The organism is Paenibacillus rhizosphaerae, from assembly GCF_014192015.1.
GTDB lineage: Bacteria > Bacillota > Bacilli > Paenibacillales > Paenibacillaceae > Paenibacillus_AQ > Paenibacillus_AQ rhizosphaerae.
Genome location: NZ_JACHXJ010000001.1, coordinates 968,806 through 994,211, shown reverse-complemented (window position 1 = coordinate 994,211; position 25,406 = coordinate 968,806). Strand labels below are relative to the sequence as shown.

25 protein-coding genes and 1 riboswitch are annotated in these 25,406 nt (G+C 53.8%); of the genes, 8 read left to right on the top strand and 17 right to left on the bottom strand.

Features of this window, described 5'->3' with window-relative positions; genetic code table 11:
* Window positions 1-6: 6 nt before the first annotated feature.
* Complete coding sequence (locus FHS19_RS04310; protein WP_183579080.1) at window positions 7-1,032, bottom strand: LacI family DNA-binding transcriptional regulator; 1,026 nt, start codon at window positions 1,030-1,032, stop codon at window positions 7-9.
* A 324-nt stretch (window positions 1,033-1,356) separates the two neighbouring features.
* On the opposite strand from FHS19_RS04310, the gene FHS19_RS04305 reads away from it, so the two are divergent.
* On the top strand, window positions 1,357-2,415 hold the full coding sequence (locus FHS19_RS04305; RefSeq protein WP_183579077.1) for a 2,3-butanediol dehydrogenase: 1,059 nt from the start codon (window positions 1,357-1,359) through the stop codon (window positions 2,413-2,415).
* A 97-nt stretch (window positions 2,416-2,512) separates the two neighbouring features.
* Here FHS19_RS04305 and FHS19_RS04300 read toward each other — a convergent pair whose 3' ends face one another.
* On the bottom strand, window positions 2,513-3,763 hold the full coding sequence (locus FHS19_RS04300) for an MFS transporter (RefSeq protein WP_183579074.1): 1,251 nt from the start codon (window positions 3,761-3,763) through the stop codon (window positions 2,513-2,515).
* A 98-nt stretch (window positions 3,764-3,861) separates the two neighbouring features.
* Window positions 3,862-4,197 carry a hypothetical protein gene (locus FHS19_RS04295; protein WP_183579071.1) on the bottom strand — a complete coding sequence of 112 codons (336 nt, stop codon included), beginning with the start codon at window positions 4,195-4,197 and terminating at the stop codon, window positions 3,862-3,864.
* Window positions 4,198-4,446: 249 nt separating this feature from the next.
* Here FHS19_RS04295 and FHS19_RS04290 point away from each other — a divergent pair, with 249 nt between their 5' ends.
* On the top strand, window positions 4,447-4,980 hold the full coding sequence (locus tag FHS19_RS04290) for a GNAT family N-acetyltransferase (protein ID WP_183579068.1): 534 nt from the start codon (window positions 4,447-4,449) through the stop codon (window positions 4,978-4,980).
* Between the two features lie 75 nt (window positions 4,981-5,055).
* Here the strand turns inward: FHS19_RS04290 and dapA are convergent, their stop codons facing one another.
* Window positions 5,056-5,955 carry a 4-hydroxy-tetrahydrodipicolinate synthase gene (gene dapA, locus FHS19_RS04285; protein ID WP_183579065.1) on the bottom strand — a complete coding sequence of 300 codons (900 nt, stop codon included), beginning with the start codon at window positions 5,953-5,955 and terminating at the stop codon, window positions 5,056-5,058.
* 117 nt (window positions 5,956-6,072) lie between these two features.
* On the opposite strand from dapA, the gene FHS19_RS04280 reads away from it, so the two are divergent.
* A complete protein-coding gene (locus tag FHS19_RS04280; RefSeq protein WP_183579062.1) occupies window positions 6,073-6,948 on the top strand; it encodes a LysR family transcriptional regulator in 876 nt (291 codons plus the stop codon).
* 192 nt (window positions 6,949-7,140) lie between these two features.
* On the opposite strand, the gene FHS19_RS04275 is transcribed toward FHS19_RS04280, so the two are convergent.
* The 4 genes from FHS19_RS04275 to FHS19_RS04260 form a co-directional block, all read right to left on the bottom strand.
* Window positions 7,141-7,689 carry an NADPH-dependent FMN reductase gene (locus tag FHS19_RS04275; protein WP_183579059.1) on the bottom strand — a complete coding sequence of 183 codons (549 nt, stop codon included), beginning with the start codon at window positions 7,687-7,689 and terminating at the stop codon, window positions 7,141-7,143.
* A gap of 225 nt (window positions 7,690-7,914) precedes the next feature.
* Complete coding sequence (locus tag FHS19_RS04270) at window positions 7,915-8,127, bottom strand: hypothetical protein (RefSeq protein WP_183579056.1); 213 nt, start codon at window positions 8,125-8,127, stop codon at window positions 7,915-7,917.
* Between the two features lie 165 nt (window positions 8,128-8,292).
* Window positions 8,293-9,477, bottom strand: coding sequence for an MFS transporter (locus FHS19_RS04265; RefSeq protein WP_183579053.1), 1,185 nt, complete (start codon window positions 9,475-9,477; stop codon window positions 8,293-8,295).
* Window positions 9,478-9,821: 344 nt separating this feature from the next.
* On the bottom strand, window positions 9,822-10,409 hold the full coding sequence (locus FHS19_RS04260; RefSeq protein WP_183579050.1) for a TetR/AcrR family transcriptional regulator: 588 nt from the start codon (window positions 10,407-10,409) through the stop codon (window positions 9,822-9,824).
* 233 nt (window positions 10,410-10,642) lie between these two features.
* Between FHS19_RS04260 and FHS19_RS04255 the strand changes: the two genes are divergently transcribed.
* Complete coding sequence (locus tag FHS19_RS04255; protein ID WP_183579047.1) at window positions 10,643-11,308, top strand: DUF2306 domain-containing protein; 666 nt, start codon at window positions 10,643-10,645, stop codon at window positions 11,306-11,308.
* An 81-nt stretch (window positions 11,309-11,389) separates the two neighbouring features.
* Here the strand turns inward: FHS19_RS04255 and FHS19_RS04250 are convergent, their stop codons facing one another.
* Both FHS19_RS04250 and FHS19_RS04245 read right to left on the bottom strand, forming a co-directional pair.
* On the bottom strand, window positions 11,390-12,367 hold the full coding sequence (locus FHS19_RS04250) for a DUF8580 domain-containing lipoprotein (protein WP_183579044.1): 978 nt from the start codon (window positions 12,365-12,367) through the stop codon (window positions 11,390-11,392).
* A gap of 133 nt (window positions 12,368-12,500) precedes the next feature.
* The gene (locus tag FHS19_RS04245) at window positions 12,501-13,856 is read right to left on the bottom strand and encodes an amino acid permease (protein ID WP_183579041.1); all 1,356 of its coding nucleotides are present in this window, start codon (window positions 13,854-13,856) and stop codon (window positions 12,501-12,503) included.
* A 238-nt stretch (window positions 13,857-14,094) separates the two neighbouring features.
* Between FHS19_RS04245 and FHS19_RS04240 the strand changes: the two genes are divergently transcribed.
* Entirely contained in the window at window positions 14,095-15,210 is a 1,116-nt protein-coding gene (locus FHS19_RS04240) for a VanZ family protein (RefSeq protein WP_183579038.1), read from the top strand.
* A 48-nt stretch (window positions 15,211-15,258) separates the two neighbouring features.
* Here the strand turns inward: FHS19_RS04240 and FHS19_RS04235 are convergent, their stop codons facing one another.
* Together FHS19_RS04235 and FHS19_RS04230 are read right to left on the bottom strand one after the other, a co-directional pair.
* A complete protein-coding gene (locus tag FHS19_RS04235) occupies window positions 15,259-16,050 on the bottom strand; it encodes a hypothetical protein (RefSeq protein ID WP_183579035.1) in 792 nt (263 codons plus the stop codon).
* A 204-nt stretch (window positions 16,051-16,254) separates the two neighbouring features.
* The gene (locus tag FHS19_RS04230; RefSeq protein ID WP_183579032.1) at window positions 16,255-17,022 is read right to left on the bottom strand and encodes an SDR family NAD(P)-dependent oxidoreductase; all 768 of its coding nucleotides are present in this window, start codon (window positions 17,020-17,022) and stop codon (window positions 16,255-16,257) included.
* 276 nt (window positions 17,023-17,298) lie between these two features.
* Between FHS19_RS04230 and FHS19_RS04225 the strand changes: the two genes are divergently transcribed.
* Both FHS19_RS04225 and FHS19_RS04220 read left to right on the top strand, forming a co-directional pair.
* Window positions 17,299-17,907, top strand: coding sequence for a TetR/AcrR family transcriptional regulator (locus FHS19_RS04225; RefSeq protein ID WP_183579029.1), 609 nt, complete (start codon window positions 17,299-17,301; stop codon window positions 17,905-17,907).
* 71 nt (window positions 17,908-17,978) lie between these two features.
* Window positions 17,979-18,062, top strand: a riboswitch (ZMP/ZTP riboswitch).
* 66 nt (window positions 18,063-18,128) lie between these two features.
* Window positions 18,129-18,974, top strand: coding sequence for a bifunctional 5,10-methylenetetrahydrofolate dehydrogenase/5,10-methenyltetrahydrofolate cyclohydrolase (locus FHS19_RS04220; RefSeq protein WP_183579026.1), 846 nt, complete (start codon window positions 18,129-18,131; stop codon window positions 18,972-18,974).
* A 204-nt stretch (window positions 18,975-19,178) separates the two neighbouring features.
* Here FHS19_RS04220 and FHS19_RS34550 read toward each other — a convergent pair whose 3' ends face one another.
* The 4 genes from FHS19_RS34550 to FHS19_RS04205 are packed head-to-tail and all read right to left on the bottom strand — an operon-like array spanning window position 19,179 to window position 22,670.
* Entirely contained in the window at window positions 19,179-19,541 is a 363-nt protein-coding gene (locus tag FHS19_RS34550; protein ID WP_204797507.1) for an ABC transporter permease, read from the bottom strand.
* Between the two features lie 17 nt (window positions 19,542-19,558).
* A complete protein-coding gene (locus FHS19_RS04215) occupies window positions 19,559-20,410 on the bottom strand; it encodes an ABC transporter permease (RefSeq protein ID WP_204797508.1) in 852 nt (283 codons plus the stop codon).
* The gene (locus tag FHS19_RS04210) at window positions 20,407-21,099 is read right to left on the bottom strand and encodes an ABC transporter ATP-binding protein (protein ID WP_183579022.1); all 693 of its coding nucleotides are present in this window, start codon (window positions 21,097-21,099) and stop codon (window positions 20,407-20,409) included. Before FHS19_RS04210 ends, FHS19_RS04215 begins: the two co-directional genes overlap by 4 nt.
* Complete coding sequence (locus FHS19_RS04205; RefSeq protein ID WP_183579019.1) at window positions 21,096-22,670, bottom strand: efflux RND transporter periplasmic adaptor subunit; 1,575 nt, start codon at window positions 22,668-22,670, stop codon at window positions 21,096-21,098. The genes FHS19_RS04210 and FHS19_RS04205 overlap by 4 nt, the downstream gene beginning before the upstream one ends.
* Before the next feature lie 208 nt (window positions 22,671-22,878).
* On the opposite strand from FHS19_RS04205, the gene FHS19_RS04200 reads away from it, so the two are divergent.
* A complete protein-coding gene (locus tag FHS19_RS04200; protein WP_183579016.1) occupies window positions 22,879-24,108 on the top strand; it encodes an aminopeptidase in 1,230 nt (409 codons plus the stop codon).
* Between the two features lie 99 nt (window positions 24,109-24,207).
* Here FHS19_RS04200 and FHS19_RS04195 read toward each other — a convergent pair whose 3' ends face one another.
* Window positions 24,208-25,377, bottom strand: a complete 1,170-nt coding sequence (locus FHS19_RS04195) for an MFS transporter (RefSeq protein WP_183579013.1) — start codon at window positions 25,375-25,377, stop codon at window positions 24,208-24,210.
* Between the last annotated feature and the right edge of the window lie 29 nt (window positions 25,378-25,406).

The following is a 25,406-nucleotide window of genomic DNA, read 5'->3' as shown; positions in this document are numbered from 1 at the left end:
CTTATGTTATTTATTCGAATACTGCGTCATTGAAACGCTGGATTCCCTTACGATGAGACGCGGCTCAAACTCCACCCGCTCATAATCCGGCGGATTGTTCGACTGGATCCGCTTCAGCAGCAGCTCTGCCGCCAGCCGGCCGACTTCGCTGCCCATGATGGACACCGAGCTGATTTGCGGAGTGGTTACGGTCGCCCACAAGTTGTTGTCGATACCGACCACCGCCACATCCTGCGGTACCCGGATACCAAGCTCCTTGAAGCGGTTGACGATCCCGATCGCCACCATGTCGTTGACGGCGTAGATCGCGTCCGGCATACTTTTCAGGCTGTAAAAATAGTCGGCCGCCTGGCGTCCGGTCTCAAAGGAAAAATCTTCCCCGAAATAAACCAGCGAAGCATCGACATGCCTAAGCGACTGTTCGTATGCCAAGTACCGTTCTTCAATTTTATCCTTGGGCGCGCCTGCATAGGCAATCCTAGTCCGTCCGATCTGAAGCAGATGCTCCATGACCAGCCTTCCTTCCTGGCGGGCGAGCCCTACGATATCCGCCTTCAGCTCTCGGCTGAGCTTCTTGCCGTAATTGATGACGGATACCGGGATGCCGGCCTGGTTGATCAGGCTTTCCAGCGGCTTGGGATACGCCAGCGGCATCAGGACGAGGCCGTCCACATGAAGCTTCTTGATCTCCCGCAGCGTCTCCAGCTCCAGGCGGGCGTTGCCAAGCGTATTAATCTGCACCACCCGGTATCCATGCTGCTTGGCGGCCTGCTCTACCGACCAGGCGATATCTGGAATGATCGCGTTGCGGATATCCGGCACGGCGAGCGCGATCTGGCGGGTTTGGCGAATTTTCAGGCTTTGGGCCGACGTGTTGGGGACAAAGCCCATTTCATCGATCACCTGCATAATTCTTGCCTTCGTCTTTTCGCTGATTCCCCCGCTGTTATTGAGCGCCCTGGACACGGTGGCGATGCCGACGCCCGCCTGCTTGGCGACGTCCTCGATGGTCACCTTTTTCTTGTTGGACATGCGAATTAATCCCTCTCACTTCGGAATCGTTTCCTATCCGGAAGACATTTTTTTCTTTTTCAGTCTATATTATAACATACCCCGCCGTACCCACGCCTCAGCTTAGCCGCCAGACGCTGCAATCACGACATAAACTCAGCTCTCTCCTATACATGGACATATTAATCTTCCATTCGCACCAAGGTTAAAAACGCCTGCCATAGCCCTAAAAAATGATTTGACACACCGAATGGAATGTGACATCATATGGATCGGAAACGTTTCCTATTTTTCGATATATTACTCACCATATTATTTACTGCCTGATAGGGAGATGACGGATTCATGCAAGCATTGAGATGGCATGGCGTGAAAGATTTGCGCGTGGAAACAATTGAGGAGCCTTCGGCCCTCCAAGGTAAAGTCAAAATCAAGGTGGAATGGTGCGGCATTTGCGGAAGCGACCTGCATGAATACGCCGCCGGACCGATATTCATTCCGGAGGGGGCGCCTCACCCATTAACCAGTGAGAAAGCCCCGGTCGTGATGGGACATGAATTTTCCGGCCAGGTTGTGGAAATCGGCGAAGGCGTGACCCGCTTCCAAGCCGGAGACCGGGTCGTCGTGGAGCCCGTGTTCGCCTGCGGACAATGTACCGCCTGTAAGCAGGGAAAATATAACCTTTGCGAAAAAATGGGCTTCCTGGGACTCGCCGGCGGCGGGGGAGGCTTCTCCGAATACGTGGCGGCCGATGAGCATATGGTTCACCCTATTCCGGACAGCGTCTCTTACGAGCAGGGCGCTTTGGTCGAGCCGTCGGCGGTTGCGCTGTACGCCGTCCGTTCCAGCCGCTTCAAGGTGGGCGACCGCGCGGTCGTATTCGGGGCGGGGCCGATCGGCCTGCTTGTCATCGAAGCGCTGAAAGCGTCGGGGGCTGCGGAAATCTACGCCGTGGAATTATCGCCTGAGCGGCGGAGCAAGGCGCAGGAACTGGGGGCCGTCGCGCTCAACCCTGCAGACGTGGACGTCGTCCAAGAAATCCATCGCCTCACCGAAGGCGGCGCGGACGTTGCTTATGAAGTTACGGGCGTCCCGGCTGTCTTAAACCAAGCGATTCAATCGACGAAAATCAGCGGTCAAATCATGATCGTCAGCATTTTCGAACGGGAAGCCCCGATCCATCCGAACCAGATCGTCATGCAGGAACGCAATATCGCCGGCATCATCGGTTACCGGGACGTGTTCCCGGCTGTAATCAGCCTGATGCAGCAGGGCTATTTCGCGGCCGATAAACTCGTTACAAAGCGCATTGCTTTAAGCGAGATTGTCGAACAGGGCTTTGAGGCGCTGCTGAAAGAGAAAAGCCAAGTCAAAATTTTAGTATCGCCACAACCGTCCAAATAACCGACTGCGAATATTACCGCACCCTAGGTGCTTTTCATAACGAATCAAAAAAGATCCCTTTGCCAACATACGGCAGGGGATCTTTAATATGTTAGCCTTATTGCCGGAGAGCAGCCTGGGTCTCTTGGCTCTTCTCCCGCCGCTGATGCAGCATCATCAGAAGAACGGCACCGGCGAACGCAGCCGCCACAAGCCAGACGGGAATCCGCGGATCGAGCTTGTACGCCCAACCGCCGATAATTCCCGCCGGAGAAGTGAGCAGCAGGATCAGCACGGACAGCATGGAGAACACTTTCGCCCGTTTATCGTCGTCGATCGCGTTCTGCACGGCGGCCTCCAAATACGGCGAGCTGATCATCAGCCCTACGGCGGCCAAAATCGTGCTGAGCCCGATCCAGACCAGGTTGGACGTCGGCCACAGCACCAGCATGACGTTTGAAGCGACCGACAGGATAAAACCGGCCATCATCGAGCGGTTCGCCGCGTGCTCCGGAATTTTCGGCATCAGCAGCCACAACGTCAGCAGCATAATGACGGAGGACACCGCCGGGAACAGGGAAATCAGCCCGCTGCCCACATGCAGGTAATCCGCCATGTACAGCGACAGATACGTCGTTTTCATCGTAGCCTGGAAGTTGAACAGAATGTATACGCTGAAGATCAGCATAAGCGACTTGCTCGTTACAATGTCGCGGATCGCCCCGCCGTAATCGATCAGGCTATCCTTCAGCCCAAGATCACGGGTCTCCCGCATCTTTCTCTGGCCGATTTCGGTTTCCCGCGTTGATAGATGCCGCCCCACGAACTGAAACGTCATCATCAGGCACGCAAGCACGTACATGATGCGCGTGCCGGACACCAGGCCGAAATGATCCACCAGCAGCCCGCCGAGTGGAGCAAACAGGCCCCCGATCACGCTGATGATCTGCAGCAGCGTAAAAACGTAAGTCCGGTCGGCGGGCTTCGTATCCTCGACGATCAAGCAGTAAAATGCGGTATGAGGCACGCGCTGAAACCCGTTGACGAGCGCCGCCGTGAGGAAGAACCACACATTGTCCGAAACCGCCCACAGGATGGTGGCCAGGCTCCAGCTGAGCAGGTCAAAATAGAGGATGGCCGATTTGCGGCCCATCCGGTCGGTCAAATAACCGCTGATAAACGATGAAAATACCTGAACGACCAGACCGATCGTGGTAATCCAGCCGATGCTGGTCTCGGCGATGCCAAGCTCGTACATATACAGCGTTGCGTAGGTGCTCATCATGCTGTACGGAATGAGAAAAAAAGGCTCAAAGGCGAGACAGCCCCTGCTGTTACCTTTTAAGCGCGGGAATAAAGGTCGTGACATACCATCCTCCGGGTCCTGATGAAATGTAAATAAGTGTGTTCGATGCGATTAAGGCAGCTTGCGCCGCGGTTTCTTCGACTGCCGGGGCTGCCGGGCGATTAAGGAAAGGCACCCGCCTCTCCACAGATTTGATTCACCTGTTCAAGTTTCGCGGGGTCGACTTCCCACATCCACCGTTCTTCGCCCACCCGGTAAAGTATACCATGAGCATGGCTGCTCTGTATCCAGTTTTCCAGATTCGTACCCGCAATCCCGATGTTGAGATGCTCGCCGTTCAGTATATTGGCAGTGTAAACCATTCTCAGCTTGCTGCCGGTATAGCGGGCTTGTCCGCCGTATAAGGCGGGGGTCTCCTTGTTGAAGGCAAACGCTTTTTCATAAGGACACGCGGTTTTTCCGTTGTCCCCTGCGGCGTAGCTCATCGCATCCGTCATTTTTTTCGCTCCGTATAAGATTGCATAAGGAAAGGAAAACTGTTCTGCCATATGGCGCAGCCATTCTCTAAGAACGGAATATGTGTCTTCCGAAGGGCTGTCGCAAAAGGCGGCAATATGCGGGAAACTACCGTATCCGCCCGTCTGATAAGTAAAAGCGATGTCCCATGGCAAAGTTCCGCGCCGCTGGCTGTACATTCAAAAGGCTGTAATCTCTTCAGCGGCTATTTTTGAGGAGGACAATAATCCATGGGAAATTATACGGAGGGTTCGCAAGTACAGATCAGGCCCTGGTCGGAAGACCATTTGCATTTGGAGCTGCTCTATCGTTTGAATGTTCCAGAGATGCTGGAACACCCGGGCGGTCCGGAAAGTGACGAGCAGGTCGAGAAGCGCCTTATGCGATATGCAGGGGTTCAGTCCCTTGGGAACGGCTGCATGTATAGCATATGGCTGGCGGAGCATACAGTGCCAATAGGCAGCGCGGGATATTGGGAAAGTGTGTGGCAGGGATCTGCCATTTATGAGGTCGGCTGGGGCGTCCTTCCTTCCTTTCAGCAGCGGGGAATTGCATCGGCCGCGACAGCAGCCGTGATCGAGCAGGCGAAGCAGCAGAAGAAGCACCGTTATATGCACGCTTTCCCGTCCGTGGATAACCCGGGTTCCAATGCGATCTGCCGGAAACTGGGCTTCACTTTCATGGGCGAATGTGATTTTGAATACCCGAAAGGCAGCTTTATGCGCTGCAATGACTGGCGCTTGGATCTGGAATCGGACGCCTGAGACAGACAGGCATGAAAGCGGCCATCGCCCTTCCTTAGAAAGATGGAGGCCGCCTTCTTGCTCATGTCCGCTGTATTAGTTATGTGCTGCTTCGATGCCCGTCAGCAGCCGGGCCAATTCATTCTGGAGCGGCTGTGATATAGGTGTCATCGGCAGTCGAAGGTGATCTGAAGCAATCACGCCCTGATTGGCCAGCACCCATTTTATCGGAGCAGGATTCGGTTCCTGGAACAGTTTGCGGATGAGCGGGACGACACGATCAAAAGATCGTTTGCCTTCAAAAACCATCCCCTTCCGCACCAGATCATGGACCTCAATGAAGATATCCGTGTACCAGTTGGCCGAAGCCAGAATCCCTCCGCTCGCCCCTTGGCTAAGCTTGGCATGGTAGTACAGGTCGTCACCGCACAACACCGCCCCTGCATCTTGACGCGTCAGTTCGGTAACCAGCTCCAGACCGTCGGAGCTGTCTTTTATACCGATTACACCTTCCATCTCCATGATGGTTTTGGCCGCATGCATCGTTAAGCGGACCCCGGTGCGGGCGGGGATCTCATAAGCAATAACCGGTACCCCGACTTCGGTCACCCGGCGAAAATGCTCCATGATTCCTTCCTGCGACGGCTTACTGTAATAGGGAACCACAACAAGGACGGCATCCGCCCCCAAGGCGGCAGCCTGCTCCGTCCGCTGCACGGTTGTCAACGTATCGTTGGTTCCCGTTCCGATGATCACCGGGATGCTCCGCTGCTTGTCTTTCAGAATCTGCTGCGTGGCCCGGGTGAGCTGAACGACTTCATCCCAGCGTACCGTCGGGGCTTCTCCAGTGGTCCCGTTTAGGATCAAGCCGTGAATATCATGCTCGGCCAGCCTCCCCACGTAGTGGATGTACGATGCCAAATCAAGCTCTCCGTTAGGCAAAAATGGCGTAACCACAGGAACCAAAACGCCATGCAGTTCATCTCTTCCGATCATTTCGATAACCTCCTCTATAAGTTGTGCCTCTAATTTAGCATAGGAATTATTATCAGTGTTATCTATAATAGTTGATGAGCATCATCGATAATAATGATACCATGGAGATGAATCAGCATGGACCTAACGTACTTTCATACCTTTCGCGAGGTCGCACACCGCAAAAGCTTTACCCGGGCGGCCGAAGAGCTGGGATATGCGCAGTCGAGTGTAACGGCGCAAATACAGAAGCTGGAGAAAGCATACGATACGCAGCTGTTCGAGCGTTACGGCAAGGGGGTTCGGCTGACCTCCTCCGGGGAAGAGCTGCTTAAGCTTACGGTACAAATGCTTGATTTGTTCGATGAATCGAAGGAGAAGCTTCGGACCGAGGGAGGCGGCACGATTTCCGTCGGAACAATGGATTCCCTCGCCGCTTACTTTCTCCCCCCAATAGTTCAGCAGCTGCGCAAGCAGTACGAAGGATTGTCCATTCGATTATGGACGGACCGGGAGGACCTTCTCGTCCAGAGGGTCAAAGAGGGCGATTTGGACATCGGCCTGATTCTCGATAACGAACCGGAGGATCCGGCGCTTCACTGGCAGACGGTCCGGGAGGAACCGCTCGTTCTCATCGCTGGGCCGGGGCATCCCTTGGCAGATCGTGAGATGATCCGTCTTCAGGATCTGTATGATGCCGAGTGGATTCTGCCGGAAGAAACCTGTAATTACCGGGTCATGCTGGAGAAGCTTCTGAAGCAGAATGGCATCCCATGCGTTCTCGGGTTGGAGCTGGGAAACCCTGAAGCGATCAAACGCTGCGTCATGGCGGGATCAGGAATCTCCCTCTTGCCCCGCATGGCGGCAGACGATGAAATCCGCAGAGGGCTGCTCGCGCCCCTTCCGTTCAGCCATCCCGATCTGCGGCTTAGCCTGCAGCTGATGACTCACCCGAAGAAGTGGATCTCCCGGGCATTAGGCGATTTTATCGATTTAGTCAAGCAGTCGCCGTGAGGCTATCTTGGCTGTTCGCGATTCCCCAGAATCAGCTGTAAACCATCCGCGAACAAGTCATCCGACGTGTTCCCTGCACCAAAGTATGCCCCCATCGCCGCGAAATCCTTTTACTATCGGGAAAGCAGCAAAAAACGCACTCAGGCAGCGTTCAAGCGCTTCCTCCGTGCGTTTTTCACCTTATCAAACGGGTTATGCCCGAATCGTCTTTAAAGCCGTGGACCAGGCAATCACTTGATCCAGCATGCCGTTAACATTTTTATGATGCAGCTCCGCCGGCTTAAAAGTTCTAAAGCCTTCGAAATCGGTAAAAAGGGAAAGGGTAGGATGAATGCGGACGTCCGCTACGTTCAGCTCCCCGAGAATGCCCCGCAGATGCTCAGCGGCCCGGGCACCTCCTGTGGATCCGTAGCTCACAATGCCTGCCGCTTTATTTCCCCACTCATCCCGCAGCAGGTCGATCGCATTTTTCAGCACACCGGAAATGCTGTGATTATACTCCGCGGTGACAAACACGAATCCGTCCATGCGGCCGATGATCGCGGCCCAGTTTTGGATGGCATCTTCTCCGCCGGGATGCCCGAGGAACGGCAGCGGATAATCCGCCAAATCGATCAGGTGGTACTCCGCATCCCCTCGCTGGTCGGCCAGCTCCTTGAGCCACGTTCCCACCTGCGGGCTGACCCTCCCTTCCCTTGTGCTGCCAAGGATGACTCCAATATTCAAAAGTGCTTGTTCCATCTGTTGATCTCTCCCCATATTCATAAATTTCCACAGGTCCTGCAACCTGCCTGTAAACCCGGATCGGTACTTTTATCTTATATCGGCTGGAAAACGAAAGATAATATCAATTCCGGTATGGCTATATATATTTCGGTCTATGGGTGGTTGATGCCAAAAAAAACAAACGCCTAAGCAGAGCACCGGCGGCTCTGCTTAGACGTTTATCGGGCAGGGTAATCGGATTTATTTGCGGATCTCATAAAATTGGCATTCCTTGCGCGAATGGTACGTAACATCGCTCACACCGGACTGGGTAATCACCGTGGAATCGGTAAACCGGATGATCCGCGTATCCGAATCGATCATATGGTCATCTTTAAACACGCGTATGGGAAGCTTCCTGCGCTCGGCCTCCTGCAGATCCGCTTCGGTCAGAAGCTCTCGAATCGTTGCCATGAGTTACGGGTTCTCCTTTGGATATGAATTAGATACGATCACGGGTGCTCGCTCTCTCCTTATTGTAGCCGTTCATAGTGTAAATAGAAATGGTGGAAGCGGCAAGGAGCGATGGAAGCAGGAACCATCAGGTACAGGCAGCGTAACTGGAACAGTCGCTCCTGATTACGCACAGTTTTTTCCCGGAACAGCTGCGGAATCAGCCGGAGCCGGGGTCTTTTTCAAATAAGGAACCAGCGACAGCAGGCCAAGCACGGCCAGAACTGCGCCAACCCACAACGGTGATGCCAGGCCGTAGCCATGATCGATCGTCAGCCCGCCAATGGTAGAACCGACGACAATGCCGAAATTGACGACCGAGACGTGGAACGTACTTACGAGCGAGCCGCTGTTCGATGTCCTGGCCACACGGGTCACCATGGCAGGATTCATGGAGACTCCGACCAGGCCGATGACGATGACGGCGATAACGGCAACCACCTGGTGTGCGGCAAATATGCCGAACATGAGCAGCGCGCCAGTAAGCACGGCCAAGCCGATGGTCAGAATCGGCATCATGTACCGGTCCGCCAGCCTGCCGGTGATGGTGTTGCCGATGACGGTAGCTACTCCATACACCCCCAGCAGGAGCGGTACCATGGATCCGCCGAAGCCCGCTACATCGGTTAATATCGGCGAGAAGTAACTGAATGCCGCAAACGTCGCCCCGATGATCAGCATGCTGGTCGCGAAGGCTGCCCATAAATGCCGATTGTTGAAAGCCGCGAGTTCAGTGCGGAGGCTGATCGATGCAGACTCCTCTTTAGGCGATTTCGGAATCAGCAGGAGCCCCATCGTTCCCGAAACCAGCACGAGGACGACGACGGCCCAGAAGCTCGCCCGCCAGCCGAAATACTGGTCGAACAGCATGGCGGCGGGCAGTCCGACAGCGGTCGCAACCATCAATCCGCCAAGGACAATCGAGGCGGCACGGCCGCTTGCTTCCGGGCGGACCAAGGTGAGCGCAATCGCGATGGACACGCCAAAGCAGGCCGATGAAGCAACTCCGGTAATAATCCGGGCAGCCATCATAAGTTCATAGTTCGGCGCCAGTGCTCCCAGCGTCTGACCGATCAGAAACACGGCGGACAATGCCAAAAAGGCTTTTTTTCGCGGCACCTTTAACAATCCGACCGTCAACAGCGGCCCGCCGATAATCATCCCCGCAGCATAAGCGGATATCAGATATCCGATGGCGGCGACAGATACGCCAAACTCCTCTGATAGCGACGGCATGATTCCCGCCACCATAAATTCGGAAGTCGTCATGGAGAAAATCATCAGTCCCAATACATAAATCGCAAGCGGCAATGCAAACAGCTCCTTTATTTATGATTTTGTAACATTCAGTACAAAATTAGACGCGGATATCTCATTAGACTTTTCATTTTGTCATCTCATCCAGGTATCTCTAGTGGTTCTCCTCTGTATCTTCAACCGAATTTCTACTGAATCTCCTCGGTTATCACATTAGGGCATATTTTATGGATCGATTTTGTAACAAACAGTACAAAATTATTCAAAAAACACAGCCGCGTCCATCACGCGGACAAAAATCCATCGCAAACCCGCAGTTCGCTCACCAGACCAGAAGCAAACAAGGGTTCAGTTTGATTCAGTCAAAAGTTTCAACATTGGATCACCCAGGGATTTTGCTACAGCATGGCCGCCAGCGTGCCGTCTATTATCCGCCGGGCTAGCGCACGGTTCATGGTCCCCGGATAAATGACCCGCAGGCCGTAATAGCAGCTGAGGAACATAGCTGCGAGCTCCGAGGTCTCCCGTTCCCGGGAAATTTCGCCGGCGGATTGGCCCTCCCGTATCGCGTCCTCGATCGCCTGCTCCAGCAGCGCCAAATGCTGTTTGAAGATCTTTTCCACTGCCGGGTCAGACTTCCCCCGCTCTGCCGAGGCGTTAATAATCAAGCATCCCCGATCCTTGGCGGCCGAGTTTTTCCAGATTTCCCATTCCAACAGCTCCCGCAGCCGCTCCTTTACCGGAGCGTCATTGTGCAGGATGTCCAATTGGGCCTCGATCCCCACCTGATGGTATCGGATCAGCGCCTGTTCGTACAGCTCATGCTTGCTTCCAAACGCATTGTACAGGCTTCCCCGGCCGAGTCCGGTTTCCTTGCATAAATCGTCTGTAGAACAGGCCTCGTACCCCTGTGACCAAAACACCTCCATAGCGGCATCGATGACGGTTGTGTCCTTGAACTCACGGGGTCTACCGCTTTTACTCATGTATAGGCATCCCTTTCGTAGTTTGTTTGGATTGATTCTTAGCTTACTCAATTCTGTACTAATCTGTCAAATATTATTTTTCTAATAAAATCCATTCCGTCACAAAAACGACACTAAACATGCGTTGCAACCAGATGCGTTTTCCTATAGCATAAATCTCCGAAACGCACTTCGACCACCACGGTACGCCCGTGATTCGAACATTATCGCCAAACGGAGCGGAGTATTTTGCCATGTCAAAAAGCAAGCGCTATTATGCCCTGATGCTGCTGGTCGTCACCACCTTTATTCTATACGTCGCTTATGTGCAGATCATTCAGGATCCCCAGGCTTCGGCATTCCTCGGCTTCAAAACCGACCTGAACCATCCCCTGAACCCTAAGCTTTGGCTGATCGTCATGAGGGTCCATGCCGGATTGGCCTGCCTGGCCATGATTTGCGGAGCCGTCAACTTCGCAGCACGGATCCGGACCAGACACGTCAAATTCCACCGGTTCAACGGATATTTATATGTCATTTGCGTCATGCTGGTTGGCCTCACCTCAGGTTATATGGCACCGGTCGCCACGGGAGGAAGATCGGTCAGCATTGCCTTTAACCTGTTAACGATGCTGTGGCCGGCATTCACGGTGATCGCCGTAATTCAGATCCGGAAAAAGCAAATGGCCAGCCACCGGAAGTGGATGGTACGTAGCTATGCATTCAGCTTTACAAACCTGGTTGTCCACGTCCTCACGTGGACGATCCGCACGCTTGCCGGAAGTCCTTATCCGGTCAGCTACCGGATCAGCGTGTTTATCACGATTCCTTTGCTGCTTCTCATCGCAGAGCTTGTTATTCACACTGCGTGGCCTGGGCCGGCAGGTTCCCGGCGTTCTGCCCGCAACAATAAACCGTAACCGAAAAAAACCGCCAGTTGGCGGTTTTTTTCTTCTTATCCCTGCAAATTTCGTGCAAACAACGGTAATTTCAGCTTAAAGCTATTCGTTCTCGATCGAATTCAAAGCCGCAAACGCTAGTGGTCCAAAACCTTCGGAAGCTTCCCTCTGCGGCTGTGTGACATGAAAAACAAATCCGCTGCCGTCAAGCTCCTTCACGATATATTCATGGGTTCCCGAAGAATCGAATGCCGTCAAAAAAATAAGCGCATCCTTCATCGGACCGGTTAGGTCTGCCGCCCCAAGCTTCTTGATTTCGCCATGCGGCTTAAGCTCTTCCTTTCCTTGCAATTCCAGCTGGTCCACATTGAAGTCTGCAGGCAGCTTCTCAATACGGACCGAATACTCGTGGTCAACGTTCATATACAGCAGATGCTTACCCGCATCAAAAGAAAACTGTTCGGGAATATACAGCGAGTACCCTTCTGCCTGAACAAGCTTGGCGGGCCTCACTTCGTCATTGCCTTCCAAGGTGACCTCCAGCTTGCCCTCTGCAGGGCGCTTGCTTACACTGCCGCTGTTTGCGGATGATTTAGAGTCTCCTGAATCAGATTGGCCGCCTGGCGAAGCATTGGAAGATGAATCCTTGCCGGATGTGTCTCCTTCGCCGCTTTGGCCTTCTCCTTGCTTGCCATCCGTTTTTTTAATTTCGGTCAGGACGAGCTGCTTTAACGTATCCTCGCCTTCAATAGCCTTTTCCTCGTATTTGAATTGGACTTGGTCCTGCTCCTGCAAATCGGCTACCGCTTGGTCCATCCCGTCTCCCAGCTGAAAAGCGGTTGGCTTGCCATCAACTACAATTTCCACCGTATGTGGGTCCGCCTGGCCGGTATACGTACCGGTTCCTTCCTTCACGGACGGCACCTGCTCAGCGGTCCCAGGCTTTGTTGACGTACTGTTCTGCTCATCCGCCTGGTCTGGTGTAACCGGCGCCGTTTCCTGTTTGTCACTGCATGCGGTTACCGCAACTGCTATAGCCAGCGCCAGCAGAATCGAACTGATTTTAATCGTATTCTTCATGCTGCACCTCCATTACCATCTTAGACGGACGGAGGCGGCCTCAGGTTTCAACAAATTTGATAGTCTTGATAAAAATATTAAATAAATGGGTCTTACGAGGCTGAAACAAAGCGCTTCATCCGATTTCATCCGGTTACTTGTTTCTTTCTTCAGTGCTGGAAAACCGGAATATAGACCAGATGATCAGCACGATGAGCACGGCGATGCATACACCGATACTAAGCCGGTTCTGTTCATCGAATAAAAACATGGCCGCGATCACCGCCAGACAAGCCACGACGGCTGATGTAACATACGGATATCCCCAGACCTTAAAGGATGGCTCCACCGGATACATCTTCCGGAGCTTGATTTGTGCCAGGGAGATGCAAATCCAGACCAGCAGCACGCAAAATCCCGGAACGGCCATTAACACGCGGAACAACTGATCCTGCGCAAACATGCCCAGCAGAGATCCCAATATCAGGATCACGGCGCAGAGCAGCAGCGTATTTACCGGGATACCTCTCCGGTTCGTACGGGCGAGCGCCGGCGATGCTTCACCGGAAGCAGCCATGGAGTGGAGCATGCGTGAAGCCCCGTAAATTCCTGAATTGGCTGCGGACAGTACAGCCGTAACTAAGATAAAATTCATTAAATCCGCCGCTCCGGACAAACCGGTGGAAGTCAGTACCTGGACAAACGGACTCGACTCGGGGCCGAGCTGATTCCAGGGAATCAACCCGCATATCACGAGGATCGGCAGCGTGAAAAATAATATGATCCGCAAAATAAAATTGCGTACCACCCTGGGCAATACCTTTTCACTGTTTTCCGTTTCCGTCAATGTCAAACCGATCAGTTCCGAACCCCCGTAGGAAAACATAACTACAAGCAAAGCGGAAAATATGGACGTCCAGCCGTTGGGCAGAAATCCTCCGGCCGCCGTGTAGTTATGCAGGTACGGCGTGTTGCCGCTCGGAATGATCCCGAAAATCAGGCATGTCCCTAGAACGATAAATACGATGATCATGGCAATTTTGATCCCCGCCAGCCAAAATTCGAACTCGCCGAAAGTGCCCACGCTCATAAGATTAATCAGAATAATAAACGCCGCGCTGGCAAGACTGAGTACCCATAACGGCACCCCTGGGAGCCAATACTGCAAAAAGCTGCCGGCCGCTATAATTTCAATGACGCACACGGACAGCCACAAGAAGCAGTACATCCACCCCATAATGAAGGATACTCTCTCGCCAAAGGCCTCACGTACGAAGTCTTTCATATTTTTACCCGGGTAGACCGTAGCCATTTCCGCCATGGCTCCCATGACGACGAGCAGCAGCAGTCCGGCAAAGACGTAGGAGATAATGACGCCCGGTCCGGCCAGACCGATCGTTTCGGCACTGCCCTTGAAGATGCCGGTGCCGATGACCCCGCCCATGGCCATCAAGCTGATATGCCTTGGTTTTAATTTTTTCTGCAATGAAACCTCATCTGGTTGTGCCATCAAATGTCCTCCTGCTGAATCTTGTTGTATTAGAACAGAAACCATAAGTTCAAGTATAGCATTTTGCTTACGTAACCTGATAGAAATTTAGCCGAATTTTCTGCATTTGCTTCACGATTCTTTATGATTTTTAAACAAAATTTAACCGGAAACCGATCATACTTGTGCTATGATGTACATTCAGCCGATGGCAAGGCCGAAAGAAAACACAAAGAAATTAAGGCGGTGCAGTTCAGTCGTGTTTCATTCGTATGTATTTCCAATCTCATATGCATTTCTGTCTTTTCCCTTTGCGGCGCTGTTGTTCACCCTTCCCTTCTTGGTCGTCCAGTACCGCAGGCACGGTTATATCAATAAAATAAGGGCGTTTGTGCTGTATCTGTTCCTTCTGTACCTGCTCAACGCGCTGTTTCTGGTCATCCTTCCGCTGCCGTCTTCCCGGCACAATCCGGCCATGGCCGGAGGGGCACTTCAACTGGTACCGCTGAATTTTATTCACGACATCCTTAAGGAGACGTCCGTCGTGTCCTCGCAGCCTTCGACGTACCTGCGGCTGCTTACGGAACGCGCCTTCCTTCAAGTGGTGTTCAACGTATTTCTTACCGTTCCATTCGGTATGATCCTTCGTTATTATTTCCGGACGGGATGGAAACTTTCCATTCTGCTGTCATTTTTGCTGTCGCTGTGGTTTGAGACGACCCAGCTCAGCGGAATATTCGGGCTGTACGATCACCCGTACCGGGTATTCGACGTAGATGACCTGATTACCAACACGCTTGGCGGTTTGCTTGGCTTCTTGGCAGCCGAATGGTTATCCGGCCTTCTCCCCCGCATTGAGCACTTGGATGCCAATATCGATCTGGCCGCCAAACGGGTGACTTATACACGGCGGGGAATCGCCTTTATGGCGGACGGAGTTGCCTGGGCGATCCTGCTCGGCATTCTGCATGTGCTGCATGTACCGGCTTCCTTCTGGGTTGCAACCGGACTCTATTTCATGATGGTACCTCGGATGACAGGAGGTCTGACTCCCGGCAAATGGCTCGTCCGCATCCGCCTGGCCGATGGAGGAGAGCGGGTCTCCATTAAATCACTTGTGGTTCGGTATGGAATACTCTACTGGCTGTTTTTTGGAGCCAACCGGCTGTTGGCAGGCTCCCTGGACACCGTTCCGCCGGTCCTCCGCTTGATACTAGGACTCATCGTGTTCGCCATGAATACCGCCTTCTTTATTCATTTCGTCATCTGTGTGTTTAAGAAGGAGCCGCAGCTGTTCTATGAAAAATGGAGCAAAACCCGGCATGTGATCCTATGGCAGCCGGCCGCAGTACCCGAACCAGAGAAAAAGGAGTAGTTATCCTGAACAAAACATACTTCTCAAGGACATCATCATGATTGTCCTTCAAGACTTGGGGAGTTTCGTTTCCGCTGTCCGGATGACGGAATCGATCTGTTTCTCCCATTGGTAAATTTGATTGAGAGAGGTGCTGATTTTACCAAGCTCCTTGTACATTACAGTCAGCTCAGCCGTGGCCGTGATCGCGTTCCCGATCTTGACTGCCGCTTTATACCGCTTGTCCGATGCACCCCGGGTGCTGTTCGCAACCGTAATCTTCTTATTCTCGGCAGTCACCTGCTTCTTTAACGTCTGAACCTGTACCAAAGTATCCTTCACCGCCTTGGCTTTGGCCGAGGCTTCCTTCTTGGCGGCAGCGAGCGCATCCTTTCGGCTCTTGATTTCCGCACGTGCTGCGCTGGCCGAAGCCTTGATCTGGTTCCGCTTCAAATCATACTGAAGGGCGGACTTCTGGTCCTTGCGTTTTCTCGCATCCGCCGCCTTCTTCCCAAGGTCTGTATACTCATTGAGCAGCGGCTGATATTTCTTCTGAGCCTGATCGGCTTCGGATTTCAGCTTGTCGATCTTGGCCTTGTCGATCCCCTGCACCTTTGCATTGACAGACTTTAGCCGGTCATCATTCTGCTTCCGGAGCGCCTGAATCTGCTGCTTCTTCAGCTTGTTGGCCTCTTCCAGCGCCTTGTAACTGTCATGAAGGACACCTATACTCTGCAGTGCGGCATCCCAAGCGCTGTCCGATGCGGCATCCGCTTTAACCGGACCCAGCATGAACAATGCGACCGTACAGCATAAAACCGTCAACAAGCTGTTTTTCCACAACACTTTTACACACAACATCCTCATCTCTCCCCCAAAAATCATCATAATTCATAATGAATGGACAAAAAAAACACCCCGCAAGTAAGGCGTGACGCCTTTCCTGCAGGGTGCTTCTCCCGCTTCCATTAACTATGTTAAGCCCACTTTAACGTTAATTCTCACGGTTGTCAATAAGTTTCAGAACATTCGTTCCTCTTTTTTTGCTGAATACGGTTGTCGTGATTACTGACCGACCATACCGCCGTCCACCGTGTACAGGGAACCTGTAACGAATGAGGCTTCATCGGAGAGGAGGAAGTTCATGACCGCCGCTACTTCTTGCGGCTCGCCGTAACGGCCCATCGGTGTGGCCGCTTCATTGGCGGCTTTGTATTCTTCCGCATTGCCGGAGTTTGCCTCGATCTGCCGCATCATCCTGGTATTGATCGTTCCCGGCAGAACCGCGTTAACCCGGATACCCAGCGATGCCAACTCGTTGGCGGCAACGCGTGTCAAGCCGATCACGGCATGCTTGGACATAATGTACGGAGCCACGCCGGGCGCACCCATAAGGCCTGCAAGCGAAGACGTGTTCAAGATTGCGCCGGATTGCTGCTTTTTCATGACAGGAATGACGTAGTGCAGTCCCAGGAACACTCCGCGGACGTTGACATTATACACCATATCAAACGCTTCTACGGATTGCTCTTCGATCAGACCGGTAGGGCCCTCGATCCCCGCATTGTTCGCAAAGTAATCGATGGTGCCGAATTTTTCAATAGCACGGTTCACATAATTCTGCACATCCTGCTCTTTGGATACGTCGGCAGCGATCGCCAGCGAATTGGTATCGTCCAGGCCAAGCTCCTCTACGACGTTCTTGACCGCATCTTCTTTCAAATCGACCAGAACGAGATTCAGCTTGCGCTCGGCCAAACGCCGTGCCAGCTCTTTTCCGATTCCGCCGGCAGCGCCGGTAATGACTGCAGTTTTAACTTCTGTTTGACTCATGACTGAAATCGCTTCCTTTGCAACATAGTTTATAAATGCTGTACGGGCTTCAATCCCTCATAATTGCTACATCTACAGGTTACACCCCAACTAATTGTTTACACAATAATCAAAGTTTAAAACAATGTCACCTATCCAACAGATTGCCCAGATCTGTCCCCGAACGATGATGATCTTGAACACTGGCCTTCATTTTGTTGACGACTTTCTGCATTTTGGCAGCGATCCCACTTGCGCTATAATATGAAGAAACGACAAGCTGGAGGCAGATTGCATTTGACAGACGAACAAGTTCTTGACCGCAGAGCCAGAAGAACCCGGCAGGCGCTCAAATCCGCACTCGTTTCCTTAATTCTCGATAAAGGCTTCGATTCGGTTACTATTATGGACATCGCGGCCCGTGCAGACTACAACCGGGGTACCTTTTACAAACATTTTGTCAGCAAGGAAGACCTGCTCAAGGAAATCCACGACGAGTTTCTGCAAGGCATCGCTGAATTGCTCGTCGAGCCTTATGTGGGCCTGGAGCAAATTGAAGCCTCCATGACTTACCCCTCGGGGCTGCGTTTGTTTGAGCATATCGAACAGCATAAAGATGTGTTCCTGGCCTTATCGCGGGTCGAACGCGGCAAGCTGGCGATGGACATGTACGACAGACTCAGGGAGTCGATGCGCAAGGATATGCATATCGAGATGGAACCCACCGATCCGCCGGTCGACTACGAAATTATGCTGAGCTACCGGATGTCGGCCACGGTAGGCGTAATTATGCACTGGGCAGAGGTTAATTTTAAATACACGGCGTCCTATATGGCGCAGCAGTTAATGGTTCTCGTCGAGGCTAAGATGGATTACATCGTGTTTAAAAGAAACGGCAGCACATAAGAAGCATCCGCATCATTCTTTAAAACTCCCCATTGTGCCCGTAAGCGCAATAAGGTATCATTCTACATAGATGGACTGTGTGCAACTGGCGGAAACATGGGATGAACCATGAGGGAGCACATGGATATAAACAGCCGTACGCCTGGGCAGAGGTAAGGGGAATTTCCCCTTGCCTCTTTATGTTTTTCTGAACCTTATTATCATTTAAAGGAGATGCAGACATGACAGAACAAACGCTGATTTTGGACGGGGCGCGCGTGGCGCAGGATATTAAGGACGAACTGGCCAACAGGGTGAAACGGCTGTCCGAGCAAGGAATTACCCCCTGCCTGGCGACGATTTTGGTAGGCGACGACCCGGCCTCGGCCACTTACGTGCGCATGAAAGGCAATGCCTGCAGACGGCTGGGGATGGAATCGCTCAAAATCACGCTGGATGCGGGAACGACCACCGAGGAGCTCATCCGTGAAATCCAAAAGCTTAACGCCGACCCGAACGTTCATGGGATTCTGCTGCAGCATCCGGTACCCCATCAGATTGATGAAAGAGCTGCTTTCGACGCGATCGCTATTGAAAAAGACGTCGACGGCGTCACCACGCTGGGATTCGCCCAGAACGCTTTCGGCTTTGCGGCCTATCCTTCCTGCACCCCGGCGGCCATCATCGCCATCCTGGATTACTACCGGATTCCTGTAGAAGGCAAGCACGCCGTTGTCGTCGGCCGAAGCCCGATTCTCGGCAAGCCCGTCTCACTGATGCTCCTCAACCGCAATGCCACGGTCACGATCTGCCATTCCAGAACGAAAGGCCTGGGTGATATCGTGTCCCGGGCAGAGATCGTCGTTGCCGCAGTAGGCAAACCCAAATTCATTCAGGGGGATTGGGTTCAGGACGGAGCCGTCATCCTGGACGCGGGCTACAATGAAGGAAATATCGGGGACGTCGATTATGAGGCGTGTCTGAAAAAAGCGAGCGCCATTACTCCCGTGCCTGCGGGTGTCGGCCCGGTAACCATCGCCATGCTGCTGAAGCACACGGTGGATGCGGCGGAAAAACAGCTGGGATAAACCCGGTAGCCGTTGAACCCGATATTCCAGGCACACTCAAATAAAGCCATTCTCGGTATCATTGATCCGTGAATGGCTGCAGAAAAGGAAAGAGGGCATTCCGCCGAACATGATTCGGTGTAATGCCCTTTTTTTCTCTTGCTACACGATGTTTCAAACGGCCAATATCCGTTATAGATAAACACGCCCATCGCAAACGGAATCCTATTCGTACCGCAGCGCCTCGATCGGATCCAGCTTGGCGGCCTGTCTGGCCGGGAATACGCCGAATACGATGCCGATGCAGGCTGAAAACCCGACCGCAAGCAGAACGGAGTTCATGGACACCGCAGTGGTCACGTCCATCAGCCTGCCGACGAACTTGGAGCCGCCGAAGCCAAGGATGACGCCGATTACGCCACCCAGGATAGCCAAGGTAACCGACTCAAAGAGAAACTGCGAGAGAATCGTCCCTTCCTTGGCCCCGATCGCCTTCCGGATACCGATCTCCCGCGTCCGTTCCGTAACGGACACCAGCATAATGTTCATGATGCCGATCCCGCCGACCAGCAAAGATATCGCCGCCACGCCGCCAAGAAACAGGGTCAGCGTTTGGGTGACACTTTCGGCGGAGGAATGACATCCTCCTGGCTTTGAACCCTGAAATCATCGTCGGCCCCGCCGAGTTTATGGCTTTGACGCATCGTATACTGGATCAGCGCCATGGTGCTGTTGATCACGTCGGTGGATTTGGCTTCGACCAAAATTTGCCGGACGCTGCTCCGGGAGCTCCCGGTCTGAAACCGGGACTGAACCGTTGTGATCGGCGCAATAACCGTGTCGTCCTGGTCAACCGTTCCCGAAGATCCCTTGGCTTTGAGCACACCGATGACCCGAAATGGGATATTGTTGATTTTGATCATGCTGCCGACCGCATCGAAGCCCGCTTCACCAAATAGCGTTTCCGCCGTCGTCGCACCAAGGACCACGACCTTCGCCCGGTCATTGACTTCATCCTCCGTAAAGAAACGTCCGATGTCCGTCTCCCATGACTTGATGTCGGCATAGCTCGGCGTCGAGCCAATAGTCGTGGTGGAAGCTGTGTTCGAGCCGTTCAGGAGCTGCGCACTCACCTGCGTGACCGGCGCAACATACTTTACGGTATCGATTTTGGATATCGGGTCAACGTCCGAAATATTCAGTCTCCCCGTGCTTCCGCCTTGGCTGCCTCCTGCCGCTGCGCCGGTTGACGACCCCGAGCCTGCAGTAACCGTAATCAGATTGGAACCCAGGCTCTGGATTTGGCTCGTCACCTGCTTGCTGGTCCCCTGCCCGATGGAAATCATGGCAATCACGGTCGCCACCCCGATGATGATTCCCAGCATCGTCAGGAAGGACCGCAGCATATTGGACCGTAGGCTTCGGATTGAAATACGCAGCAGTTCCCCCACATTCATACCCGCTCACGCTCCGTATTCAGCCGGTCCGTCTCGATGAGGCCATCGCGGAACCAAATGACCCGTTTCGTATGGGCGGCGATGTCCGGTTCGTGGGTGACGATGACGATCGTATGCCCCTGTTCGTTCAATCTGCGGAATATGCCCATGATTTCCTCGGATGACGCCGTATCCAGGTTGCCTGTCGGCTCGTCCGCCAATATAATGGCCGGGTCGTTACTCAAGGCGCGGGCGATGGCCACGCGCTGCTGCTGTCCCCCGGAGAGCTCATTCGGCCTGTGATGCATCCGCGTTTCCAGGCCGACCAGCTCCAGGCAGTACTCGGCCTTCTCACGCCGCTCCTTTTTATTTTTACCCGCATACAGCATCGGAAGCTCGACGTTTTCGATCGCCGAGGTTCGTTTGAGCAGGTTAAAGTTTTGGAAAACGAAGCCGATCTTCCGGTTGCGCACCTCCGACAGCTGCTTGGCCGATGCTGAGCCAATGTCGATGCCGTCCAGCACGTACTTGCCGGAAGTCGGTTTATCCAGGCACCCGATCACGTTCATCATAGTCGATTTTCCTGAGCCTGACGGTCCCATAATCGAGACAAACTCCCGCTCATCGATTTGAAGGGTGACCCCCTTCAGCGCCTGCACCTCATTTTCACCCAATGCATAGACCTTCTTCACTTGATCAAAAGTGATCACTGTCCGCCACCTCCCATTCCGCCGCTGCGTGCACCGCCTCCGCCGTTGCCTCGTGTTCCCCCGGCTCCGCTGCCACGGTTGAACTGCCGCATCTCGCCGCCTCCGTTCATGCCTCCGAAGCCGCCCATGCCGCCAAAGCCGCCCATGGTTCCCTGGCTCGTTCCGGTGCTCGTCTTTGTCGTCGTCATCGTAATGGTCACCTTATCGCCCTCGGACAATCCGGTCAGCACTTCGGAATTGGCCCCGTCATCAAGCCCGGTCGTAATTTCCACCTGCTCTTCTTTGCCGCCTTTGTCAACCATGACGATTTTCCGCCCGCCAAACGATTTGATCGCCGCATCAGGCACTTTCAAGACATTCTTTTTACCGTCGGTAATAATGGCAATCGTTGCGCTGATACCTGGAATCAGCTTGTCTGCGTTATCTTGGCCCGCCGTGATTTCAATGCCGACCGGAAACGTCACGACACCGCTGGTCTGCGCTTCCCCGAGCACCGCCTTGGACACGACTTTGCCTTTCAGCGTTACGCCCGTGAGCGCGTCAAATGTAATATATACGTCCTGGCCGACCTTCACATCAGTGATATCGGTATCGTCGATGGAGGCCGAAATCCGGAAGCTTCCACCGGTAGAGTACATGGAGATGGCCGAAGCAGCGTCGCCGGCAACCGTCTCCCCGACTTTGGCGTTCACGGCGGAAATGATTCCGTCGTACGGTGCATACATTTTGGCGCCGGCAGCGTCGGCCTTGGCATCGTTCAAGGCAGCGAGTGCCATCGCCACATCGGCCTTGGCACTGGCCACGTCGCTTTCGGCCGGCCCCTCCTGCAGCTTGGCCAGCTGTGAAGTGGCCTGGTCGTAAGCATGGGACGCGCTGTCTACCTGGGATTCGGCACTGCTGACCGCTTCTTTCAGCTGATCCAGATTGTTCTGCTGCGATACCGCTTGTTTATAGGCATTCTGGGCATTATCCGCCGCGACCTGGGCGAATAAAATCTGGGACTGGTCCGTCCCCTTCTTCGCCTCGTCCAGCTTGGCCTGCGTGCTGATGACCGCAGCCTTGGCCTTGTCCACCTGCGCCTGCAGGTACGTTGTATCGGCCGCCTTTTTGGCATTCGCAAGCGCCGTCTTGGCGTTCTCCAGGTCGGACTTCGCCTTGGACACCTGGGCTTGTTGTTCGCTCAACGTGGCGGAGTCCGTTCCAGCCTGGATGCTGTCCAGCTTCGCGACTGCGCTGTCATACTTGGCCTGGGCCGACAGCAGCTCGTTTTGCAGTGCCGTTGCATCCATCGTCGCAAGCAGCTGCCCCTTTTTCACCGCTTCCCCGACGCTCACGCCGACCTTGGTCACTTTGGAGTTTCCGCTGAAGCTTAAATTCACCGATTCGGGTGCCTCCACATTGCCTGAGGATGTTACCGTTTTGGACAGGTCGCCCCTCTCGACGGCATATGTAATGGTCGCCGTTTCCGTTTTGGTCGCGCTGGCGTTTTTTTGATAAAAATAAGTTCCCCCTGCGCCGATCACGATGACACATCCGCAAATGATCAGCACATTTTTTACCGCTTTGTTCATGTCCATTCTCCCTTCCTTCATATGACAAACACGATATCAGCCGAAACTTAAAAAAACCTAAACTCCGGCAGGCATACAAAAAAGTTTTCCGAAAGCGGTTGGAAGTCGCGGTAAGCTTGCATCATGGAAATGGATCGCGATACACTGGTAGACAGACATTCTTTTCTCGGCAGGATGCCATTTCACATACGATGGAGGAACCTGAATCATGGATCATTTTGAACAAATGCTGGAGAAATACGCCGAACTGGTAATCAAGGTCGGGGTGAACATCCAGCCCGGTCAGGTGCTGCTTGTGCAGTCACCGCTGGAAACCGTAGAATTCACGCGGCAGATCGTGTCCAAGGCCTATGAGGCGGGCGCCAAATACGTTCAGGTCGATTGGGATGACGAAAAGATTACCCGAATTCGCTATGAACAAGCGCCTGACGATTCTTTCGCTTATTATCCGAAGTGGCAGGCCGACATGATGGAGCAGCTCGCCGAAGGCGGCGGTGCGGTACTGCACATCAAAGTGCCCGACCCTGAGCTGTTCCGCGGCATCGATTCTTCCAAAGTATCGACGGCCGTAAAAGCGGCGGCGGTGGCCCGCGAGAAGTATCAGGCCTACGTACGCAGCAACAAGGTCAGCTGGTCGCTGATCAAAGCGCCGACCCGTGCCTGGGCGAACAAGGTTTATGCCGATCTGCCGGAAGAAGAACGCGTCCCGGCTATGTGGGAAGCCGTATTCCGCATGAACCGCGTCGACAGCGGCGATCCCGTCGCGGCTTGGCAGGATCATATCGGTGAGCTGAAAAAACGGCAGCAGTACATGAACGACAAACGGTATAAGAGCCTGCACTACCGTGCACCAGGCACGGACCTGCGGGTCGAGATGCCTGAGGGGCATTTGTGGCTCGGCGGCGGGGATTTGAAGGAGGACGGCGTGTATTTTGTGGCGAACATGCCGACGGAGGAAATCTACACGATGCCGCTGCGGACTGGGGTTAACGGCACGGTGTCCAGCACGCTTCCACTCAACCTGAACGGCCGGCTGGTGGAAGGCATCAAGCTAACCTTCAAAGACGGAAAAGTGACGGAGTACGACGCTGTTTCAGGCCGCGAGCATCTGACGTCGCTGCTGGAAACCGATGAAGGCGCGTCCTATCTCGGCGAAATGGCGCTGGTGCCGCATGACTCGCCGATTTCGCTCATGAACCGTGTCTTCTACAATACCGGCGTGGACGAAAATGCCTCCTGCCATTTCGCGCTCGGGAGCTGCTATCCGGTCAATATTGAGGGCGGAACCAAGATGAGCAAAGAGGAGCTGCTTGCCAAAGGCGGCAACGTCAGCCTGACGCACGTCGATTTCATGATCGGTTCAGAACAGCTGAACATCGACGGTGAACTGCCGGACGGCACGGTGGAGCCGGTGTTCCGCGGAGGCAAATGGGTTTGAGCATAACAAAAGCGGTCAGTCCCTAAAGAGGACTGGCCGCTTTCCTTTTTTAGAATAATACGCAGCTTCTTGCTCCTTGGGAGTGGACGAGCCGCTCCGTTATTCCGCCGCCGCAACCTTTCGCCGTGCGGACAGCTGATTCAAGCCGAGCAGCGCCAGCATCGCGATCAGTACGCCCACGGCCCCGATCCATGTGACCGCCGACAGCGAGACGCCCGAGACGACCACGCCGCCGATGCCGGCGCCGGCCGCCATGGACAGCTGCATCATCGATTGGTTGAGCCCCAGCATGACGCCGGAGGATTCCGGCTTGATCGTGACCAGATTGTACTGCTGTGCCGGACCTGTCGACCATGCGGCAAATGACCACAGGATCAGGATGGCGAACACGGCAAACACCGAGTGGCCAGCCAGACTGAGCAGTATCAGGGATATCACGTGAAGGGTCATCCCGCTCAACAGGGTGAAGGTCACCCCTTTTTTATCGGCACTGAAACCTCCCAGCTTTGATCCAACCAGGCTGGCGATGCCAAAAGCTAACAATGCCGTGCTCAGCAGGCTCTCCTGCAATCCGGTAATTTGAAGCAGATAAGGGGACAAATACGTGTAAGCCACCGAATAGCCGCCCAGCCAGAAGAAACTGATGGACAGGCCCAGCGCAACCTTCGGGTTCTTCAGAAGGGAAAACTGCTGACGAAGAGGCACATGCGCGTCTCCCTGAATCCGCGGGATAGTCACCGAAATGATAAGCATCGCGACAATTCCGAGCAGAGCAATCCCGATAAATACCGCTTTCCAGCCAAAAGCAGCCGCGACCATTCTTCCGAGCGGCACGCCGATGATGAGCGAAGCCGTAAAGCCCATGATGACGGTCGCTAAAGAGCCTGCCTGCTTGCCTTCAGGCGCAATTTTGGCCGCGATGCTAAGCGCCGTGACGACGACCATTCCCGCTCCAAGCGCCATCAGCACGCGTGACGCCAGTAGCAGTTCATATCCGGGCAGCACAAACGATAAGATGTTGGCGGCAACGAAAACGCCAAGGGCCGTGATCATCAGCCTGCGGCGGTCCCATCTCGCCGTCAAGGCCATGAGAACTGGCGTGGCGATCGCGTACGTCAGCGAGAATACGGTAATCAGCTGTCCCGCGGCAACGAGTGAAATGCCCATCGTATCCGCAATTTTATCCAAAATACCGGAAACGATGTATTCCGATGTGCCCACCAAAAAGCTGATGATAGCCAAAATGTAAATCTTCCATGTTCTGGTCATAAATGCAATCAAACTCCTTTGAATAATAT